Raw genomic sequence first — 16835 nt, forward strand, 5'->3', positions numbered from 1 at the left:
CTAACGCCTGGCCTCCACCAGGAGGCCGCGTTTTTTTACCGTGACGCTGCAGCGGGAGAACCCCTCCCGCTTCAGGCGGAACAAGAGGCAGGGAGCGGCGATCGCCCTTGTCTCCGCGAAGAAGAGACGCAACTCCCCCCGCCCATCCAGGAACAGCCCCATCCCCCCACGGATCTCGCCCGGCTCGCACTCGCGCTCCTCCCCCATCGCTGCGGGTTGCGCTTTACCCCCCTTTGACGGCAGCAGGCAGAGGCAGATGAGATGCAGGGTGCGCAGCGCTCGACGCATCAGGAGCCTTGCCCCGCTTCAGCCGCCTGTTCGACCGCACGTGCAGCAGGCTCGCCCTCGTTCTTCCCCTTGACGCGTCCGCCCCAATAGACGCCGGCCACCACCAGCATCCCGCCGAACAGTTGCGGCAGCACCACCTTCTCGCCTAAGAGCCACGCGGCTTGCAACGCACCGAAAAGCGGGACGAGGTTCACGAACACCGCCGCCCTCGAGGCACCGATGAGCCCCACCCCCTGGTACCACCAGACGAATCCTATTACCGTACCGAGGAGGGCAAGCTGCAGGATGGCAAGCCATCCGACCCAGGAAAATGCCGGCCACGGTCCGCCCAGCAGCAGATGTTCCAACAAGGCCGCGGGTACCAGAAGGAGCGTTCCGAAGAGAGCGGCGTAAGCCGTCGCCGCGAGTGGCGTGAAGGCGCCGAGCGCCTTTTTGCCGAGGATCGAGTAGAGCGCCCAGCAAAGGGGAGCCCCGAGCATGATGAGGTCCCCCTTGTTGAAGGCGAAGTTGGCGATCACCGCGAAGGAGCCTTTCGAAATGACGATGGATACGCCGAGGAGGGAGATGAGTAGCCCCGCCGCCTGGGTCGGGCTCACCCGCTCCCTGAGCCAGAGCGCCGAGAGCACCGCGGTCAAGAGCGGGTTGATGGCGACGATGAGCGCGCCGCTTGTCGCCGTGGTGAGTTTCAGGCCGGTGAAAAAGACCGCGTTGTAGCAGAAGATGCCGGTGAGCCCCAGGCTGAAAAGGAGTGCTAACTCCCGGAAGGTTTTCGGAGCGGGGAAGCTGCGGTTCTCGCGGCGTGCGTGCCAGACGGTGAGAGACACCAGGCAGAGTGCAGCGATGGCGAAGCGGCTGCTGGCCGCGAAGAAGGGGGGTGCCTCACGGACCGCAAGGCGCGCCGCCACGAAGGTCCCTCCCCAGAAAAAGGTGGTAAGAACAAGCTTCAGATAGACCGACTTCAAAGTGCCGCTCATCCCCGGCACCCCTTCTTCCGGGCGGTGCACTCCAACATCCGCCACCCGGTCATTACTGCCATCCGTTCCAAAAATCCTCCCGTCCCTGCCTTTAAAACCAGCGGATCGTCTCGTGCTCCATGTCGATCTGGTAGCGGTGCCTGCGCAGGAAGTCCATCCCGAGCAGCCCGTCATGCACCCCGGACGCGCCACCGTAGGAGATGAGCTCCACTTCCATCGGCCCGTGCGTGTTGGGACCTACCGTCAGCGCTTCCACCTTCACGATCCTGGAGCGGACCATGCGGCCGTCTGCGAGCTCCGCCAGCGCGGTCCTCGCAGAGAGTAAATCAAGGGGGAGCCTCGTGGCAACTGTTTCGTGCAGCGCCGTCCGTGTCGCACCGGTATCCAGCACGAGCTCGAGCCGTATCGTGGCCCCGCCTTGCCGCACCATGACCGGCACGAGCACTTGGTTATCGACCACTCGGACTCGGGTGATTCCTTCACCGGTTAAAGCCGTTACTGCTCCCATGGACTGCTTTTCCGCACGTGGGGCCGCGGCCTCGACTGCGCTTCTTTTCCCACCGTCGGCTTCCTGCACCCCGGCCTGTGAAGGTCCCGCTCCCTGCGCCCCCCCCTGCCCTTGCCGCTGTACATTCTCCTGCGGGACCTCCGCCTGCGCGACAGCGGTGCGCGTCGTCGGCGGTGTGGCCTCCGGCAGGAACAGGTATCCTCCCGCTGACACAAGACCAAGGGTAAGGGCAACACCGACGAACTTCGATGCTTTCGCGTGCCGCCGCTCCTGGCTCGCGACCGCCTTACCCGACAGCTCCTTCGCGTAAGCTGAGAGCCTTTTCTCAATCAAGGGATCAGGGCATTCCGCCGCAAGGGATTTGAGCACTTCGACGCCCCTTTGATCCCCGGCTCTCGCGACCGGCATCGCCACGACGCCAAGCAGCTCGAGCACCGCGGTCTGCACACGGCGTCGCTCATTCGGCTCCAGCGCCTTCCCCAGTTCCGGGAGCACCACGTTTCCGATGTCGGCAAGGGCAGCTAGGAGCAACTCCTGCCTACTCGCCGCGCCCCCCCCTTCCCGCATCTCGAGGGCGACCCTTTCCTTTATCCCCGCGCACAGATGCTCGATATCCATGGAGATCACCCGTACCTGCCGCGTCTAGTGGTATGAACCGCATCCGTCATTCGGCTTGACGACAGGACATTCTAGCGCAATAAGCGCCGACCGTCCGGTCCCATGGCCGGATCACTCTCCTTGCGCGTCAGCCTTTTGCAATTCAAGGTTTTCGCCGTCCATGGCCGCGGCCAGGCGCACCACGTACCCCATGATTACCAGCGCCGCTACCCAGGTAACGAGCAGGATGCCCAACCAGATGCCGGAAAGCCCTAGACCGAGCATATCAGCCAGGAGGTAGAAGACCGGGATCGGGAAGACGATCTGCCGCGCGAGCCCGATAACGAGCGGGATAGCAGGGCGCTTCAGCCCCTGCAGTACGGAAACGCTCGTGTAGAGGATCACGTAGGCGATGAAGACGAACGCCTCGATATGCAGGTATCCGACCCCGATGGCAACGACCTTCGGGTCCTTGCTGAAAAGCCGCATCAGCGGCCCGGCAAAGAGGAAAACGGCCGCGGTGCCGAAAGTCATGAGGATGATGCCGGCGCGCAGCGCGGTCCGTATGGTCAGCACCACGCGCTCATACTGCCGCGCACCGCTGTTCTGTGCGACGAGGGCCAGCGTCGCCACGTTCATCCCCATCACCGGGAGAAGCGCGATCTGCTCTATGCGGGTCGCGATGCCGTAGGCGGCAACCGCGTCGGAGCCGAAGCGCCCCACGAACCAGGTGATGACGAAGATGCCGATCGCTACCGTCATCATGTTGAGGCTGGAGGGGAAGCCTTGCTTTGCAAGCATGACGTAGGCATGTCGGTCAGGGATCAGTTCGCGCAGCCTGAAGCGGGAGAGCATGCCGGCGCGTTTCACCCGCACCAGCATGTAGGCGTTGCCGATGGCCTGCACCAGCACCGTGGCCCACGCGATGCCGGGAAGTCCCATGGCGGGGATGCCGAGGCCGCCGTACATGAACCAAGGATCGAGGGCGAGGTTCAGGAAGAAACCGAGCACGAGGTAGTTGCGGAAACTGCGGCTGTCCCCGGTGGCGTTCAGGATCGCGTTCAGAACGTAGTTCACCAGAAAAAAGATACTGCCGGCGAAGATGCAGTTCATGTACTGCAGGGCGAGGTCCTTGACGACAGCCTTCGCGCCCAGCAGGTCGAAGAGCAGGGGTGCCAAGGCAAGGCCGACTACGGCAAGGAGCACACCGTGCACGAGACCGAAGGAGACGGTCTGGCCGGAGAGGTGGCGCGCACCTTCCCGGTCCCCCGCGCCGAGGGCGTGGCCGATGAGAGCTGTGGCCCCGGTGGAGATGCCGGCGCCTATGGCAATGATCAGGAAGAAGACGGGGAAGGAAAGGGAAAGCGCCGCCAGAGCATCGGTGGAGATCCGTCCACCGTAGAAGGTGTCCACCACGTTGAACATGGTGTTGAAGAAATAGCCGACGCTCGTCGGCAGGGCGATCTTGCGGATCAGTGCCGGGATCGGGTTTTTCAGCAGGTCGTAGCCGGGGTCGTGCATTGGGGCCTCGTACATTGCGGCAGGGTGGTCCGGGCAAGCCGGCTTTCTTCGGCAGTCCGACCAGTCAGACCAGTCAGACCAGTGGGCGCCGGGCCGGGCCAAGCCCGAAAGCTTAAAGATTACCCGTTCGCAGGACAAAAAAAAAGAGCGGACGAGCCGCTCTTTTCATTTGATGCTGTGTGCGTGAGGCTTAACGCCCGCCCGCCTTGCCTGCCACCTGCACCCTGATCAGGGCACGCTCGAGGGCGGCCTGGTAGATGCGGAAGTTCTTGTCGTCCGAGGTGAGCGACTTGAGCTCGGTCTCGGCGCGGCCAAGAGCGGCCTTCGCACGCTCCAGATCGATCTCGTCGGCCCTCTCGGCGGTCTCGACCAGCACGGTTACCTGGTCGTTCTCCACTTCGAAGTAGCCCCAGTTGAGCGCCAGATGGTGCAGCACGCCGTCCTTTTTGTAGGCCAGCTCGCCGATCTTCAGCGAGGTGAGGAACGGGGCGTGGCCCGGAAGGACGCCGAACTCGCCGAGGGCACCGGTCGCGGTGATCTCGTCGACCTCTTCGGAGAGGACCTTCTTGTACGGGGTTACCAGTTCAACCTTCAGTTTTTCAGCCATATAAACCTCTTGAGGCAAAGGTGGGAGGGAGAGGGGGACAGGCACCTTGCGGAGCCGCTCCCCTTTCCTCAAACCTTCAGCCGTACCAGATTAATTACACCGCGAGCTTCTGAGCTTTCTCGATGGCTTCCTCGATGGTGCCGACCATGTAGAAGGCCTGCTCCGGAAGGTCGTCGTGCTTGCCGGCGATGATTTCCTGGAAGCCCTTGATGGTGTCCTTCAGCTCGACGTACTTGCCCGGGGAACCGGTGAAGGCCTCTGCAACGTGGAACGGCTGGGAGAGGAACTTCTGGATCTTACGGGCGCGGGCAACGACCAGCTTGTCCTCTTCGGAAAGCTCGTCCATACCGAGAATCGCGATGATGTCCTGGAGGTCCTTGTACTTCTGAAGTACGTACTGAACCTGACGGGCTACACCGTAGTGCTCGTCGCCGATGACCTGCGGATCGAGGATCCTGGAGGTCGAGTCGAGCGGGTCCACCGCCGGGTAGATGCCGAGCTCGGCGATCTGACGGGAAAGAACCGTGGTCGCGTCGAGGTGGGCGAAGGCGGTTGCCGGAGCCGGGTCGGTCAAGTCGTCGGCCGGTACGTAGATCGCCTGGACCGAGGTGATGGAACCCTTGTTGGTCGAGGTGATGCGCTCCTGCAGCTCGCCCATCTCGGTTGCCAGGGTCGGCTGGTAACCAACGGCGGAAGGGATACGGCCGAGAAGCGCCGAAACCTCGGAACCCGCCTGGGTGAAGCGGAAGATGTTGTCAACGAAGAGGAGCACGTCCTGGCCTTCCTCGTCACGGAAGTACTCTGCGATGGAGAGCGCGGAGAGAGCAACGCGGGCACGTGCCCCCGGAGGCTCGTTCATCTGGCCGTACACGAGAGCGGCCTTGTCGAGAACGCCGGACTCCTTCATTTCCATCCAGAGGTCGTTCCCTTCACGGGTACGCTCGCCGACGCCGGCGAAGACGGAGAAGCCGCCGTGCTGCTTGGCGATGTTGTTGATGAGCTCCATGATGAGAACGGTCTTGCCGACGCCTGCGCCGCCGAAGAGGCCGATCTTACCGCCCCTTGCGTACGGTGCGAGCAGGTCGACGACCTTGATGCCGGTGGTGAACGCCTCGACCTTGGTCGACTGGTTGACGAAGAGCGGAGCCTCGCGGTGGATGCCGTACTCTTTTTCGTTGCCTACCGGACCCATCTCGTCAACCGGCTCGCCGATGACGTTGAGGATGCGGCCCAGGGTCTTCTTGCCGACCGGCACGGAGATCTGCTTGCCGGTGTCCATGACCTGCTGTCCACGAACCAGACCGTCGGTACCGTCCATTGCGATGGTCCTGACGGCGTTCTCGCCCAGGTGCTGTGCGACCTCGAGAACCAGGTTGAACTCCTGATCGTCGATCGCGGGGTTGGTTACCCTGAGAGCCTGGTAGATCGGGGGGAGCTTGCCCGGCTCGAATTCGACGTCGATAACTGCGCCGATGACCTGCGAAATTTTTCCGAAGTTCTGACTCATGTTTAAACCTCTTCCTTTTGCGGCCGGTAGGGCCACATATTTTTATAAGTGTTAACCCTTGATCGATTCAGCGCCGGAGATGATTTCCATCAGCTCCGTCGTGATGGCAGCCTGGCGCGCCCTGTTGTAGATCAGGGTGAGCTTGGCGATCATCTCGGTGGCGTTCTTTGAGGCCGCATCCATCGCCGTCATCCTGGCGCCGTGCTCGGAGGCGACCGACTCGAGGAGGGACTTGAAGACCTGGACCTCGATGTGCTTGGGAAGGAGTTCGTCCAGGAGCGCGCCCTTGGACGGCTCGTAGATGTACTCGGTTCCGATTTCGTCCTCGTCGCCGGCCTTCGGTGCGATGGGCAGGAGCTGCTCCAGGGTGATGTCCTGGGTCATGACGCTCTTGAAGGCGTTGTAGATGATGAAGACTTCGTCGTACTCCTCCGCCAGGTATCCCTCGATCAGCTCGGCGGCGATGAGGGCCGCGGTCTGGTAGGAGAGGGTGGAGAAGATGTTGCCGTGATGTTTGCGGACCGTGTGGCGGTTCCTCAGGAACTCGTAACCCTTGCGGCCGATGGTCATCAGGGTCATTTCCTTGAAGTCGCCCTTGCGCTCCTTCATGAAGCGGTCTGCGGCCTTGGAGAGGTTGGCGTTGAAGCCGCCGCACAGGCCACGATCCGAAGTCACCACCACCAGGAGGGCACGACCGCCGTCGCGCTTCACCATGAGCGGATTGGCATCCGACTCCTGGGTCATGGCGAGACGCTCAAGCACCTCCGCGAGCTTGCCCGCGTAGGGGCGCGCAGCGACCACGTTCTCCTGGGCGCGACGCAGCTTGGCGGCCGAGACCATCTTCATGGCCTTGGTGATCTGCCGGGTATTTTTTACGGATACGATCCGTTTCTTGATGCTCTTAAGGTTTGCCATTCGCTAAGTCCGTCCTTGGTTTAGGCAGTAAATTCCTTCTTGAACTCCTCGAGGCTGGCGATGATCTGGGCTTTCAGATCGTCGTCGATGGCCTTCTTGTCGCGCAGGGTGGCGAGGAGGTCCGCCTTCCTTGCGTCGAAGAACGCGTAGAGTTCCTGCTCGTACTTGCCAAGCGAGTTGACCGGGTAGTCGTCGACGAAGCCGTTGTTGGCGGCGAAGATGACGAGGACCTGCTTCTCGTTGGAGAGCGGCTTGTACTGCGGCTGCTTCAGGATCTCGACCAGGCGTGCGCCACGGGCGAGCTGCATCTGGGTAGCCTTGTCGAGGTCGGAGCCGAACTGTGCGAACGCCGCCATCTCGCGGTACTGGGCGAGAGCCAGACGCAGCGTACCGGCAACCTGCTTCATCGACTTCATCTGTGCGGAACCGCCGACGCGGGAAACGGACAGACCGACGTTGATGGCCGGGCGTACGCCGGAGTAGAACAGGTCGCTCTCCAGGTAGATCTGGCCGTCGGTGATCGAGATAACGTTGGTCGGGATGTACGCCGAAACGTCGCCCGCCTGGGTCTCGATGATCGGCAGAGCGGTAAGCGAACCGGCGCCGCACTCGTCGGATACCTTGCACGCACGCTCGAGGAGACGGCTGTGGAGGTAGAAGACGTCGCCCGGGTAAGCTTCACGCCCCGGCGGGCGGCGAAGCAGCAGGGAAAGCTGGCGGTATGCGACGGCCTGCTTGGAGAGGTCATCGTAGATGATCAGGGCATGCTTGCCGCCATCGCGGAAGAACTCGCCCATGGTTACGCCGGTGTACGGTGCGATGAACTGCAGCGGAGCAGGCTCGGAAGCGGTAGCGGCAACGACGATGGTGTAGTCCATCGCGCCGTGCTCTTTGAGCTTGGAAACGACCTGGGCAACCGTGGAGCGCTTCTGGCCGATCGCAACGTAGATGCAGACCACGTCGCCGCCCTTCTGGTTGATGATGGTGTCGATCGCGACGGCAGTCTTGCCGGTCTGGCGGTCGCCGATGATCAGCTCGCGCTGGCCGCGCCCGATCGGAACCATGGAGTCGATCGCCTTGAGGCCGGTCTGCATCGGCTGATGCACCGACTTACGCTTGACGATACCGGGGGCCTTCACTTCGACCTTGCCGAAGGTGGAGGTGTTGATCGGGCCGAGGCCGTCGATCGGGTTACCGATCGCATCGACCACGCGGCCGACGAGGGCGTCGCCTACCGGGACCTCGACGATCCTGCCGGTACGCTTGACGGTGTCGCCTTCCTTGATCTCGGAGAACTCACCGAGGATCGCGGCGCCGACGTTGTCTTCCTCGAGGTTGAGGCACATGCCGGTGATGCCGTGCGGGAACTCGAGGAGCTCGCCTGCCATCGCCTTGTCAAGACCGTGGATACGGGCAATACCGTCACCGATGGAGATGATGGTACCGGTTTCGGCTACCGCCACCTCTTTGCCGTAATCCTTGATCTGCTTCTTGATAATCTCGCTGATTTCTTCCGCTTTGATTTCCATAGAACCGTCTCACCCCTTCTGTAATATATCCTGAATGTTAGCTAACTGTGTCCTTACCGAGCCGTCGAAGACTTTATCGCCGATCTGGGTGACCACGCCGCCGATGAGCGCCGGATCGACCACAACCTTCAGTTCAACCTTTTTCCCCGTCGACTTGGCGAGCGCGCCCTTGATCTCCTCGACCTGCGCCGCGTCGAGCGGCAGCCCGGAGGAGAGGGTCGGACGGATCACGCCGGAAAGCTCGTCGGCGAAGACGCCGTAGCTCTCCGCGATCTGCGGCAGCACCGAGATGCGGCTGCGCTCGAGGAGGAGCATGAGCAGGTTGGAGATCATCGGGGAGATGGAGAGCTTCCCCACCAGGTCCTTGAGGATCTCTTTCTTCTCTTCGATGCCGTAGGCAGGGTTCGCAAAGATTGCGGAAAGCTCGTTGCTGTCGGTCAGGACAGCGCTGAAGCGGGCGAGTTCGCCGTTGAACCCTTCCACGCTCCCTGCTTCCGAGCCAATCTGCACGAGTGCCTTGGCGTAACGTTTGGCAATAGCGTTAGTACTCAATGTAGAGTCACCACCTTCGAGATATAGTCGCCCACCAGCTTGTCCTGGTCGCCTTTTGCAATGTTCTGCTTGATCTTCTGCTCGGCCAGTTCGACCGCGAGGCGTGCGGCCTCGGCGCGGAGCTCGTCTTTCGCCTTGAGGACTTCCTGCTCGGCGGCGGCCTCGGCCTGAGCCTTGATGCGGGCGGCGGCCTCTTTAGCCTCGGCGATGATACGCTCTTTCTCGAGCTCACCTTCACGCTTCATGTTGGCCGAGATCACTTCGATCTCCTTGTTGGCCGAATCAAGACGCTGGGAGTACTCGGCGAACTTCTTCTCGGCGGCTTCCTTCGCCTCGACTGCTTCCTTGAGGGTCTTCTCGATCCCTTCGCGGCGAGCGGCCAGGGTCCCCTTCACGTCGGCCTTTTTGAGGGCCCAGACGGCGATGGCGACGAGGGCGGCGAAGTCGATGCAGCGCCACATGAAGTCCTTCATCTGGGCGCCGGTGTTCGCGTGGTGACCGCCTTCGGCAGCCTCCTGGGCGAAGCCCACGGCGGCCAGGCCAAGGACGAGGGCGCTGACGGAGAGGGTATAAACCAGGGTACGTTTCTTCATGCTACAGGCTCCTCCCCAGAACTTTTTCACAGATATCAGCGGACAGGGTCTCGGCGCTGGCGGTCAGGATGCGGCGTGCTTCCTCCGCCTCCTTGGCAACCTTCGCCTTGATGGAAGCCAGGGACTCGGTAGCCTCGGCACGGGCCTTGTCGAGGATGGCGGCCTCCTGCTGCTGGGCCTCCTTCTTCAGAGCCCCGCGCTCGTCGGCGGCGCCGGCGCGGATCTCGCGCATGCGTGCCTCGTAAGCGGCCAGCTTCTCCTGGACCTCCCTGTCAACCTCGGCGCTCTTCTGCTTCGCCCCGGCGACCTGGGCGGCGCGGTCGGCGAGCTGTTTCCTGAGCGGCTTATAGAGGAAGACGTTCAGGAGCAGTACCAGCACCAGGAAGTTCACCAGCTGGAATACAAATGCGATGTCTAAATTGATCACCAAACCACCTCTATTCGAACATTTTTAAAGGCGTATACGCCTTTGACTCTGTTTGGGGTCCGCGCAAAACAGGTGATTGCTATCACATAAATGCTTTTTGTGTCAAGCGATTTATCCGTTTGCGCGAAGAATTGTATACACTTCGACAAGGCCAAACATCAATGTCTTGTGGCTGTACCACTGGACCAATCGGGCCACCCGGAAGCGGCCTAAAGGACGTGAACCGTGAGTTAGCGCGGGTTTTGTAGACAGGATCGTGTATGACATTTGGAACGATGTTCGGAATTGCTACCCAATGGGTGGTGGATCTGAAACAGTTACGGCAGGTGCTGCTGAGGAAAAACGAAGAAGCTCTGCCTCATTCCCCCTCCCCGAAACGGAAAGAGGTTGAGCTGTTTTTGGGTTGTGGCCTTCACCCCCCTTTGCGAAGGGGGGCAGGGGGGATTTAGCCGAGGTAGCCACAGCACCCCCTGTTGCCACAGAGTTGAATCCCCCTGAATCCCCCTTTGCGAAAGGGGGAAGCTGGATAGGGCGAAGAAGAGCAGGACGCAAGCGTGCTAGACGTTAGAGGTCCAAAAGCTCCACGATGCGGGTCAACTCCTTCATATCGCCGAAGCTGATCTCGAGCTTGCCGCCGCGCCCGGAACGCTTGAGCGCGACCCTGGCGGCGAAATGGCGCTGCATGCGCTCAACTAAGTCCTTCTGGTCCGGATCGAGCGACGGCTTCGCCGCCTTCTTCGGCGGGCCGGCCTTCCTGCGCTTCACGAGCGCCTCGGTCTCGCGTACCGACAGGTGCCCCTTAACGATCTCGTCGCGCACCGCCTTCTGCTCCTCGGCGTCCTCAAGGGTCAAAAGCGCCCGGGCGTGCCCCATGGAGATGCAGTCCTCGGCAACGTCGCGCTTGATCTCCACCGGAAGGCGCAAGAGACGCAGGGCGTTCGCTATGGTGGAGCGCTCCTTGCCCACCCTTTTCGCCAATTCCTCCTGGGAAAGCGAGAAACGCTCCAAAAGCGCGTGGTAGGCCTCGGCCTCCTCGACCGCGTTTAGGTCCTCGCGCTGGATATTCTCGATGAGCGCCATCTCCAGGGCGGTCTCCTCGGAGACGTCCTGGATCACCACCGGGACCTCCCTGAGGCCCGCCTTCTGGGCCGCACGCCAGCGGCGCTCCCCCGCGATCAGCTCGTAGTGCCCCGCCTTCTTGACCACCACCAGAGGCTGGATGATCCCCTTCTCCCTGATGGAGGCGGCGAGCTCCTCGAGCTTCTCGTTGACGAAGGTCTTTCTCGGCTGTTCCTTGTTCGGCTTGATCTCTTCGATCGGGCAGGAGAAGTACTTCTTGCCGTGATCCTCCACGACCGGGAGCAGCGCCCCCATCCCCTTGCCGAGTCCCATTTTTTTAACCATGCGGCACCTCGCGCGCGATTATTTCCTTGGCAAGATCCATGTAGCTCGTCGCCCCTTTCGAGGTGATGTCGTACAGGCAGATCGGCTTGCCGTGCGACGGCGCCTCGGAGAGCCTCACGTTCCTCGGGATGACGGTCTGCATGGTCTCACTGGGGAAGTGGGTCCTGATCTCCTCGCCGACCTGGCGCGAGAGGTTGTTCCTCGCGTCGAACATGGTGAGGAGGATCCCCTCGATGGCGAGCGACTTGTTCAGCCCCTGCTGGATCAGGTTGATGGTCTTCAGTATCTGCGAAAGCCCTTCCATCGCATAGAACTCGCACTGCAGCGGGATCAGCACGGAGTGCGCCGCGGTCATCGCGTTGATGGTCAGAAGGTTCAGCGAAGGGGGGCAGTCAATGAAGATGTAGTCGTAGGAGCCTGCGAGGGAATCGAGGATCGTCTTCAGCTTCCTCTCGCGGTCGGTCACGCTCACGAGCTCCAGCTCGGCGCCGGCGAGGTCGGAGGTGGCCGGGAACAGGTGCAGGTAGGGGAGTTCCGTCTTCAGCACGATGCGCGCGGCGGGTGCGTCGTTGATCAGGGCGTCGTAGATGCTCTCCTCGAGGACATCCTTGTCGGCGCCCACGCCGCTTCCCGCGTTCCCCTGCGGGTCCATGTCCACCAGGAGGACGCGCCGCTCGGCAACGGCCAGAGATGCTGCCAGGTTCACCGCCGTCGTGGTCTTGCCCACCCCACCCTTTTGATTCGCCACACAGATGATCTTAGCCATGATTTCTTCTCGATTTGTGAATGATCCGAGTCTTTCCCACAATGCAAAGCATGGAAAACTACCATACTGGCGTGGCTATGAAAAGTGTTTTCTCAGGAAGCGAAGCCACCGCTTCCTTGACTTTGGTCAAGGCGCCCACACAGCCAAGGGTTTATGCTGCCCGGGCTGAAGCTGGATAGAAACCTGAAAGAAGAAGGAGCCGTCCCATGAAGAAACTGATTCCCGTCCTGCTGCTGTCACTCTGCGCTAGCGCCGCCTATGGCTTCGAATGCAACGTCTGCCACAGCAAAAACCCGGCGATGGTCAAGATGCACAAAGCACTGAAAGGGAGAAACTGCTTCGACTGTCACAAGATGGGTGAGAAGCTGATGGGTAAGGGGGTCCCCAAGGACAAGGCCGCCCAGATCAAGCGCCGCGAGACCGAAGAGATCTGCTTCGAGTGCCACAAAAAGTAACGGACGTTCTACGTTCTGCGTTCAACGTTCTAGGTTAAAACTCCACAAACACTCTTTTTGCCCCGTCCGGCCCCTCCGCGGATGGGGCTTTTTTTGCAGTTCGCGTCACCTCCGTTATACTTGGGGCTTTAGTGCCATGGATTTCAGGAGGATACATGCCCCGCCCGTCAGATTTGTCCATCCGCAGCAAGTTCTTCGGCCTCATGTCGCTGCTTCTGATAGCCCTCCTCCTCGCCACCGGCATCTTCACCTACCAACGCCAGAAAGAGTTCATCCTCCGCTTCGCAGTGGACAACGCACGCAGCCTCGCGACCCAACTGATTGAAACACGGGAGTACATGTCGTCGGTCGTGAAGGACGAACCGGAACGCAACTACGGCCTCGTGCCGCAGGTGGTCGCGACCCAGGTGGCCAGACGGGTCACCCAGAACAGCAAGTTCTACGTGCGCCAGGTCTCCTTGCGCTACCGCAACCCAGAAAACCGCCCCGACGCTTACGAGACCGCCCAACTTACCAAGTTCATCACCCAGCCTGCCACCGAGACCTACGGCATCGTGGAAAGCGGCGACTCCAGCGTCTTCCGCTACCTGCTGCCGATGCGCGCCACCGCCTCCTGCCTCGAGTGCCACGGCAGCTACCAGAGCGCCCCGGACTTCGTCAGAAAACGCTTCCCCCCCGGCCACTATTCGTACAACTACAAGGTGGGCGAGGTGATCGGCGCCGTCTCGGTGACCGTGCCGATCAAAGACCTTTACGCCCAGCTCGGCGCCGACTTCAAACTGGACATGATGGCGCGCGGCGCCGTCTTCCTTATCGTCACCATCGTCATGGGCTTCATCATGAGCCGCCTGATCATCGAACCGGTCCGCCTCCTCTCCGGCGCGATCACCAACGTAACCAGGACCGGATTCTTCGACGAAAAGCTCCCGCAGAAGTCCCACGACGAAATCGGCATGCTGATCGGCGCCTTCAACGACATGATGGACGAACTCTCGCGCCGCACCGTTCAGTCGCGGGAGGCCGACGAGCGTTACCGCCGCTTCATCGAGGTCGCCGCCTCGGCCGTAATCACCTTCCTGAAGGACGGCAAGATCGTCATCGCCAACGAGAAGGCGGAGGCGCTCTTCGGCCGGAACCGCCAGATGCTGCTCGGCGAGTCGGTTTACGATTTCCTCGAAGAGGGGGCGGCGCTCAGGGAGCGGATCGAACAGCCCGGTGAATTCACGGAGGAGACCACAAGGCAGCAGGTGGTGAGCGCGGGGGGGAAACTCGTCCAGGTGGAGATGGTCGTTTCGGCGTCAAAGGCCGACCGGGAGCCGCTCTTCACCGCCATCCTCAGGGAGCGACACGGCGCCTAAACGGGCGATGCGAAAGAAACTTTGCGGCGCCGGGGCCTGTTGTGCTAGAGTGTGCCGACCAAATCAAGGAGAGAACGTTACATGGCAAAAGCTGGCAAGGAACTTTACGTGGGAAGCCTGTCCTACGATATCACCGAATATGAAATCAATAAGTTGTTTTCCGTCTCCGGCACGGTGACCTCGATTCACCTGATCACCGACCCGGCGACCGGCCAGTTCAAGGGATGCGGCTACGTGAGGATGTCCACCGAGGCGGAGGCGAAGGACGCCATCGACTCGCTGGACGGCGCATGGCTCCTCGACAAAAAGGTCACCGTGTCGTACGCCAATCCGCAGAAGATGAAGGCGGGCGGTGGCGGCGCCAAGACCCTCCCGAGGTGGCGCGTCGAGGCGGCAGAAAAGAAAGCAGCCGAGAAGAAGGCTGCAGCGGCAGCCGAGGCGGCTAAGCCGGTTGCGAAACCGGCAGCCAAACCGGCAGCCAAACCGGCAGCCAGGCCCGCAGCCAAATCGGCGCATGGTGCCGCCGCCAAGCCAGCCGGGACAAGACCCGCCGCAGCCAAAGCAGGAGCGGCCAGACCCGCCGGTGCTTCCAAACCCGCTGGGAGCAGGCCGACCTCCCGTCCCGGCGGTGCCGCCAAGCCCTGCAACAGGACCGGGAAGCGCTAGTCACCACTCCACTGACTTCTCTCAGGCTCTCCCTCCCCCGGAGGGGGAGGGCCGGGGAGGGGGAAGAGGGAGCCGTAAGGCTTCCCCCCTCCCAACCTCCCCCCTCCGGGTGGAGGAGCATACCCTCCCGTCAGCACGTCCCACCTTCCCTTCTAATCAGCAACCGTCTATACTACGCCACATGATTACCCAGGAGATGATCCAGAACTTCCCCACCTCCCCCGGCGTCTACCTCATGAAGACCTCGGACGGCACCGTCATCTACGTCGGCAAGGCGCGCAACCTGAGAAACCGCGTCCGGGCCTACGTCGGGGACACCCGCGACTCCCGTGTGCACATACGCTTCATGGTGCAACTGGTCGAGACAGTCGACTACCTCGTCACCGACACCGAGAAAGAGGCGCTGATCCTCGAGAACACGCTGATCAAGCAACACCGCCCGAAGTACAACATCAACCTGCGCGACGACAAGACCTACTTCTCGCTGCGCATGGACATGAAGGAAGACTTCCCGCGCCTCTCGCTGGTTCGCAAGATCCCTTCCGACGGTGCGCGCTACTTCGGCCCCTATTCCTCCGCCACCGCCGCGAAGGAGGTGCTGAAGCAGCTCTACAAGATGTTCCCGCTGCGCCACTACCCGCTGGCGACCTGCATGGCCAGAAAGCGCCCCTGCCTGTACCACCAGATCAAGCAGTGCTCCGCCCCCTGCTGCGGCCTGATCAGCAAGGAGGATTATGCGACTCTCGCCGAAGGAGCAGCACTCTTCCTCGAAGGGAAGAACACCGAGATCGCCCGCCTGTACCGCGCGAAGATGAACCAGGCAAGCCAGGAGATGCGCTACGAGGACGCGGCCCGCTACCGTGACTTGGTGCGCGCCATCGAGGTGACCGTGGAACGCCAGAAAATGGTGGCTCGCGGTGGCGACAGCGACGTCTTCGGCCTGCACCGCGACGGGGACCGGATGCAGATCGCCCTCCTGCACATCCGCGGCGGCACCGTCACCGGCGGGCGCAGCTTCCTCTTCGAGTGGGAGATGGAGGTCGAGGAAGGGCTCGCTTCGTTCCTGAACGAGTACTACGCCCTGGACGCGCCGATCCCGCCCCAGGTGCTGATCCCGCTGGCGATACCCGAGCCGGGCCCGCTCGAGGAGCTCCTTTCCGAGAAGGCTGGGAAGAAGGTGAGCATAGCGGCGCCGCAGCGCGGCCCCAAGCTGGAGATGGTGAAGCTCGCGCAGAAGAACGCCGAGACTGCGGCCAAGGAGCGACTGGCAAAGGAGAGCTCGTCCGAGACGCTGCTGAGCGAACTCGCCGAGAAGCTGCACCTCACCCGTCCCCCCAAAAGGATCGAATGCTACGACATCTCCAATATCCAGGGGGAGATGGCGGTGGGGAGCCGCGTCGTCTTCATCGACGGCAAGGCCCACAAGAACCTGTACCGGCGCTACCGGATCAAGGGGGTGCTGCAGTCCGACGACTTCGCCATGATGCGCGAGGTGCTTTCGCGTCGTTTCAAGGCGGAGACCACCGAGGAACAGCCCGATCTCATCGTGGTGGACGGTGGTTTAGGGCAGTTGGGCGTACTGAACGCGGTGCTCGACGAGTTGGGCGTTTCCGGGGTCGAGGCCGCCGGCCTCGCCAAGAGTCGCACCTTCAGGGACATGGAAAGCGAGGAGATCTCGAAGAGCGACGAGCGGGTGTTCCGCCCCGGGAGGAAGAACCCGATAGTGCTCAGGCAGAGTTCCGCGCCGCTCTTGCTCCTGGCGCGCATCCGCGACGAGGCGCACCGCTTCGCGGTCACCTACCACAAGGCGGTCCGCAGCAAGATCATGACCGGTTCGGAATTGGATCAGGTGCCGGGGATCGGCGCGAAGAGGAAGAAGGCGCTCTTGAAGCACTTCGGAAGTTTAAAAGGGGTGCAGGGAGCGACGCTGGATCAGCTTGTCGCCGCACCTGGGATGACCGAGAGCGCCGCCAGGGCGCTGTGGGAACATTTACATCAGGGGGAAACGCAGGCCTAGATCCCTTTTCCCTCCGGGAGAGGGTGGCCGTAGGCCGGGTGAGGGTCACGCCACGGAGAGAGAATCTGCCTGTGCCACTGCCCTCGCCCCCTCCCCTCTCCCATTGGGCGAGGGGAGAACACCACAAACACGAAGGGGGCGCCGGTTTATC

General features: G+C 62.0%; 17 protein-coding genes. 4 read left to right on the forward strand and 13 right to left on the reverse strand.

Going from position 1 to position 16835, the window contains the following annotated elements; translation table 11 throughout:
• From E4633_RS03530 to E4633_RS03590, 13 genes are all read right to left on the reverse strand, one after another.
• Positions 1–288 carry a hypothetical protein gene (locus E4633_RS03530; RefSeq protein ID WP_135868873.1) on the reverse strand — a complete coding sequence of 96 codons (288 nt, stop codon included), beginning with the start codon at positions 286–288 and terminating at the stop codon, positions 1–3.
• On the reverse strand, positions 288–1307 hold the full coding sequence (locus E4633_RS03535) for a DMT family transporter (protein ID WP_162604931.1): 1020 nt from the start codon (positions 1305–1307) through the stop codon (positions 288–290). The genes E4633_RS03530 and E4633_RS03535 overlap by 1 nt, the downstream gene beginning before the upstream one ends.
• 46 nt (positions 1308–1353) lie before the next feature.
• Positions 1354–2388, reverse strand: a complete 1035-nt coding sequence (locus tag E4633_RS03540) for a retropepsin-like aspartic protease (RefSeq protein WP_135868875.1) — start codon at positions 2386–2388, stop codon at positions 1354–1356.
• 111 nt (positions 2389–2499) lie between these two features.
• Positions 2500–3888 carry an MATE family efflux transporter gene (locus E4633_RS03545; protein WP_135868876.1) on the reverse strand — a complete coding sequence of 463 codons (1389 nt, stop codon included), beginning with the start codon at positions 3886–3888 and terminating at the stop codon, positions 2500–2502.
• 190 nt (positions 3889–4078) lie between these two features.
• Positions 4079–4495 carry a F0F1 ATP synthase subunit epsilon gene (locus E4633_RS03550; RefSeq protein ID WP_135868877.1) on the reverse strand — a complete coding sequence of 139 codons (417 nt, stop codon included), beginning with the start codon at positions 4493–4495 and terminating at the stop codon, positions 4079–4081.
• A gap of 94 nt (positions 4496–4589) precedes the next feature.
• Complete coding sequence (gene atpD, locus E4633_RS03555) at positions 4590–6002, reverse strand: F0F1 ATP synthase subunit beta (protein WP_135868878.1); 1413 nt, start codon at positions 6000–6002, stop codon at positions 4590–4592.
• Positions 6003–6053: 51 nt separating this feature from the next.
• Positions 6054–6917, reverse strand: coding sequence for an ATP synthase F1 subunit gamma (gene atpG / locus E4633_RS03560; RefSeq protein ID WP_135868879.1), 864 nt, complete (start codon positions 6915–6917; stop codon positions 6054–6056).
• A gap of 20 nt (positions 6918–6937) precedes the next feature.
• The gene (atpA, locus tag E4633_RS03565; protein WP_135868880.1) at positions 6938–8446 is read right to left on the reverse strand and encodes a F0F1 ATP synthase subunit alpha; all 1509 of its coding nucleotides are present in this window, start codon (positions 8444–8446) and stop codon (positions 6938–6940) included.
• 9 nt (positions 8447–8455) lie between these two features.
• Positions 8456–8998, reverse strand: coding sequence for an ATP synthase F1 subunit delta (atpH, locus tag E4633_RS03570; RefSeq protein ID WP_135868881.1), 543 nt, complete (start codon positions 8996–8998; stop codon positions 8456–8458).
• Positions 8995–9591 (reverse strand): F0F1 ATP synthase subunit B family protein, encoded by a 597-nt coding sequence (locus E4633_RS03575; RefSeq protein ID WP_135868882.1) that lies wholly within the window; start codon positions 9589–9591, stop codon positions 8995–8997. Before E4633_RS03575 ends, atpH begins: the two co-directional genes overlap by 4 nt.
• Before the next feature lies 1 nt (position 9592).
• Positions 9593–10018: a F0F1 ATP synthase subunit B family protein gene (locus E4633_RS03580; RefSeq protein WP_135868883.1), complete on the reverse strand. Its 426-nt coding sequence runs from the start codon at positions 10016–10018 to the stop codon at positions 9593–9595.
• A gap of 564 nt (positions 10019–10582) precedes the next feature.
• Positions 10583–11422, reverse strand: coding sequence for a ParB/RepB/Spo0J family partition protein (locus E4633_RS03585; RefSeq protein WP_135868884.1), 840 nt, complete (start codon positions 11420–11422; stop codon positions 10583–10585).
• Positions 11415–12188 (reverse strand): ParA family protein, encoded by a 774-nt coding sequence (locus E4633_RS03590; RefSeq protein ID WP_135868885.1) that lies wholly within the window; start codon positions 12186–12188, stop codon positions 11415–11417. Before E4633_RS03590 ends, E4633_RS03585 begins: the two co-directional genes overlap by 8 nt.
• Positions 12189–12394: 206 nt before the next feature.
• Here E4633_RS03590 and E4633_RS03595 point away from each other — a divergent pair, with 206 nt between their 5' ends.
• The 4 genes from E4633_RS03595 to uvrC all read left to right on the forward strand — a co-directional run bounded on the left by E4633_RS03595 (position 12395) and on the right by uvrC (position 16684).
• The gene (locus tag E4633_RS03595; protein ID WP_135868886.1) at positions 12395–12643 is read left to right on the forward strand and encodes a cytochrome c3 family protein; all 249 of its coding nucleotides are present in this window, start codon (positions 12395–12397) and stop codon (positions 12641–12643) included.
• Positions 12644–12798: 155 nt separating this feature from the next.
• The gene (locus E4633_RS03600) at positions 12799–14001 is read left to right on the forward strand and encodes a Tll0287-like domain-containing protein (RefSeq protein ID WP_135868887.1); all 1203 of its coding nucleotides are present in this window, start codon (positions 12799–12801) and stop codon (positions 13999–14001) included.
• A gap of 81 nt (positions 14002–14082) precedes the next feature.
• Positions 14083–14667: an RNA recognition motif domain-containing protein gene (locus E4633_RS03605; protein WP_135868888.1), complete on the forward strand. Its 585-nt coding sequence runs from the start codon at positions 14083–14085 to the stop codon at positions 14665–14667.
• 181 nt (positions 14668–14848) lie between these two features.
• Positions 14849–16684, forward strand: coding sequence for an excinuclease ABC subunit UvrC (uvrC, locus tag E4633_RS03610; protein ID WP_135868889.1), 1836 nt, complete (start codon positions 14849–14851; stop codon positions 16682–16684).
• Positions 16685–16835: the final 151 nt, after the last annotated feature.

Source organism: Geomonas terrae (assembly GCF_004791675.1).
In the GTDB taxonomy this organism is placed as follows: Bacteria; Desulfobacterota; Desulfuromonadia; order Geobacterales; family Geobacteraceae; genus Geomonas; species Geomonas edaphica.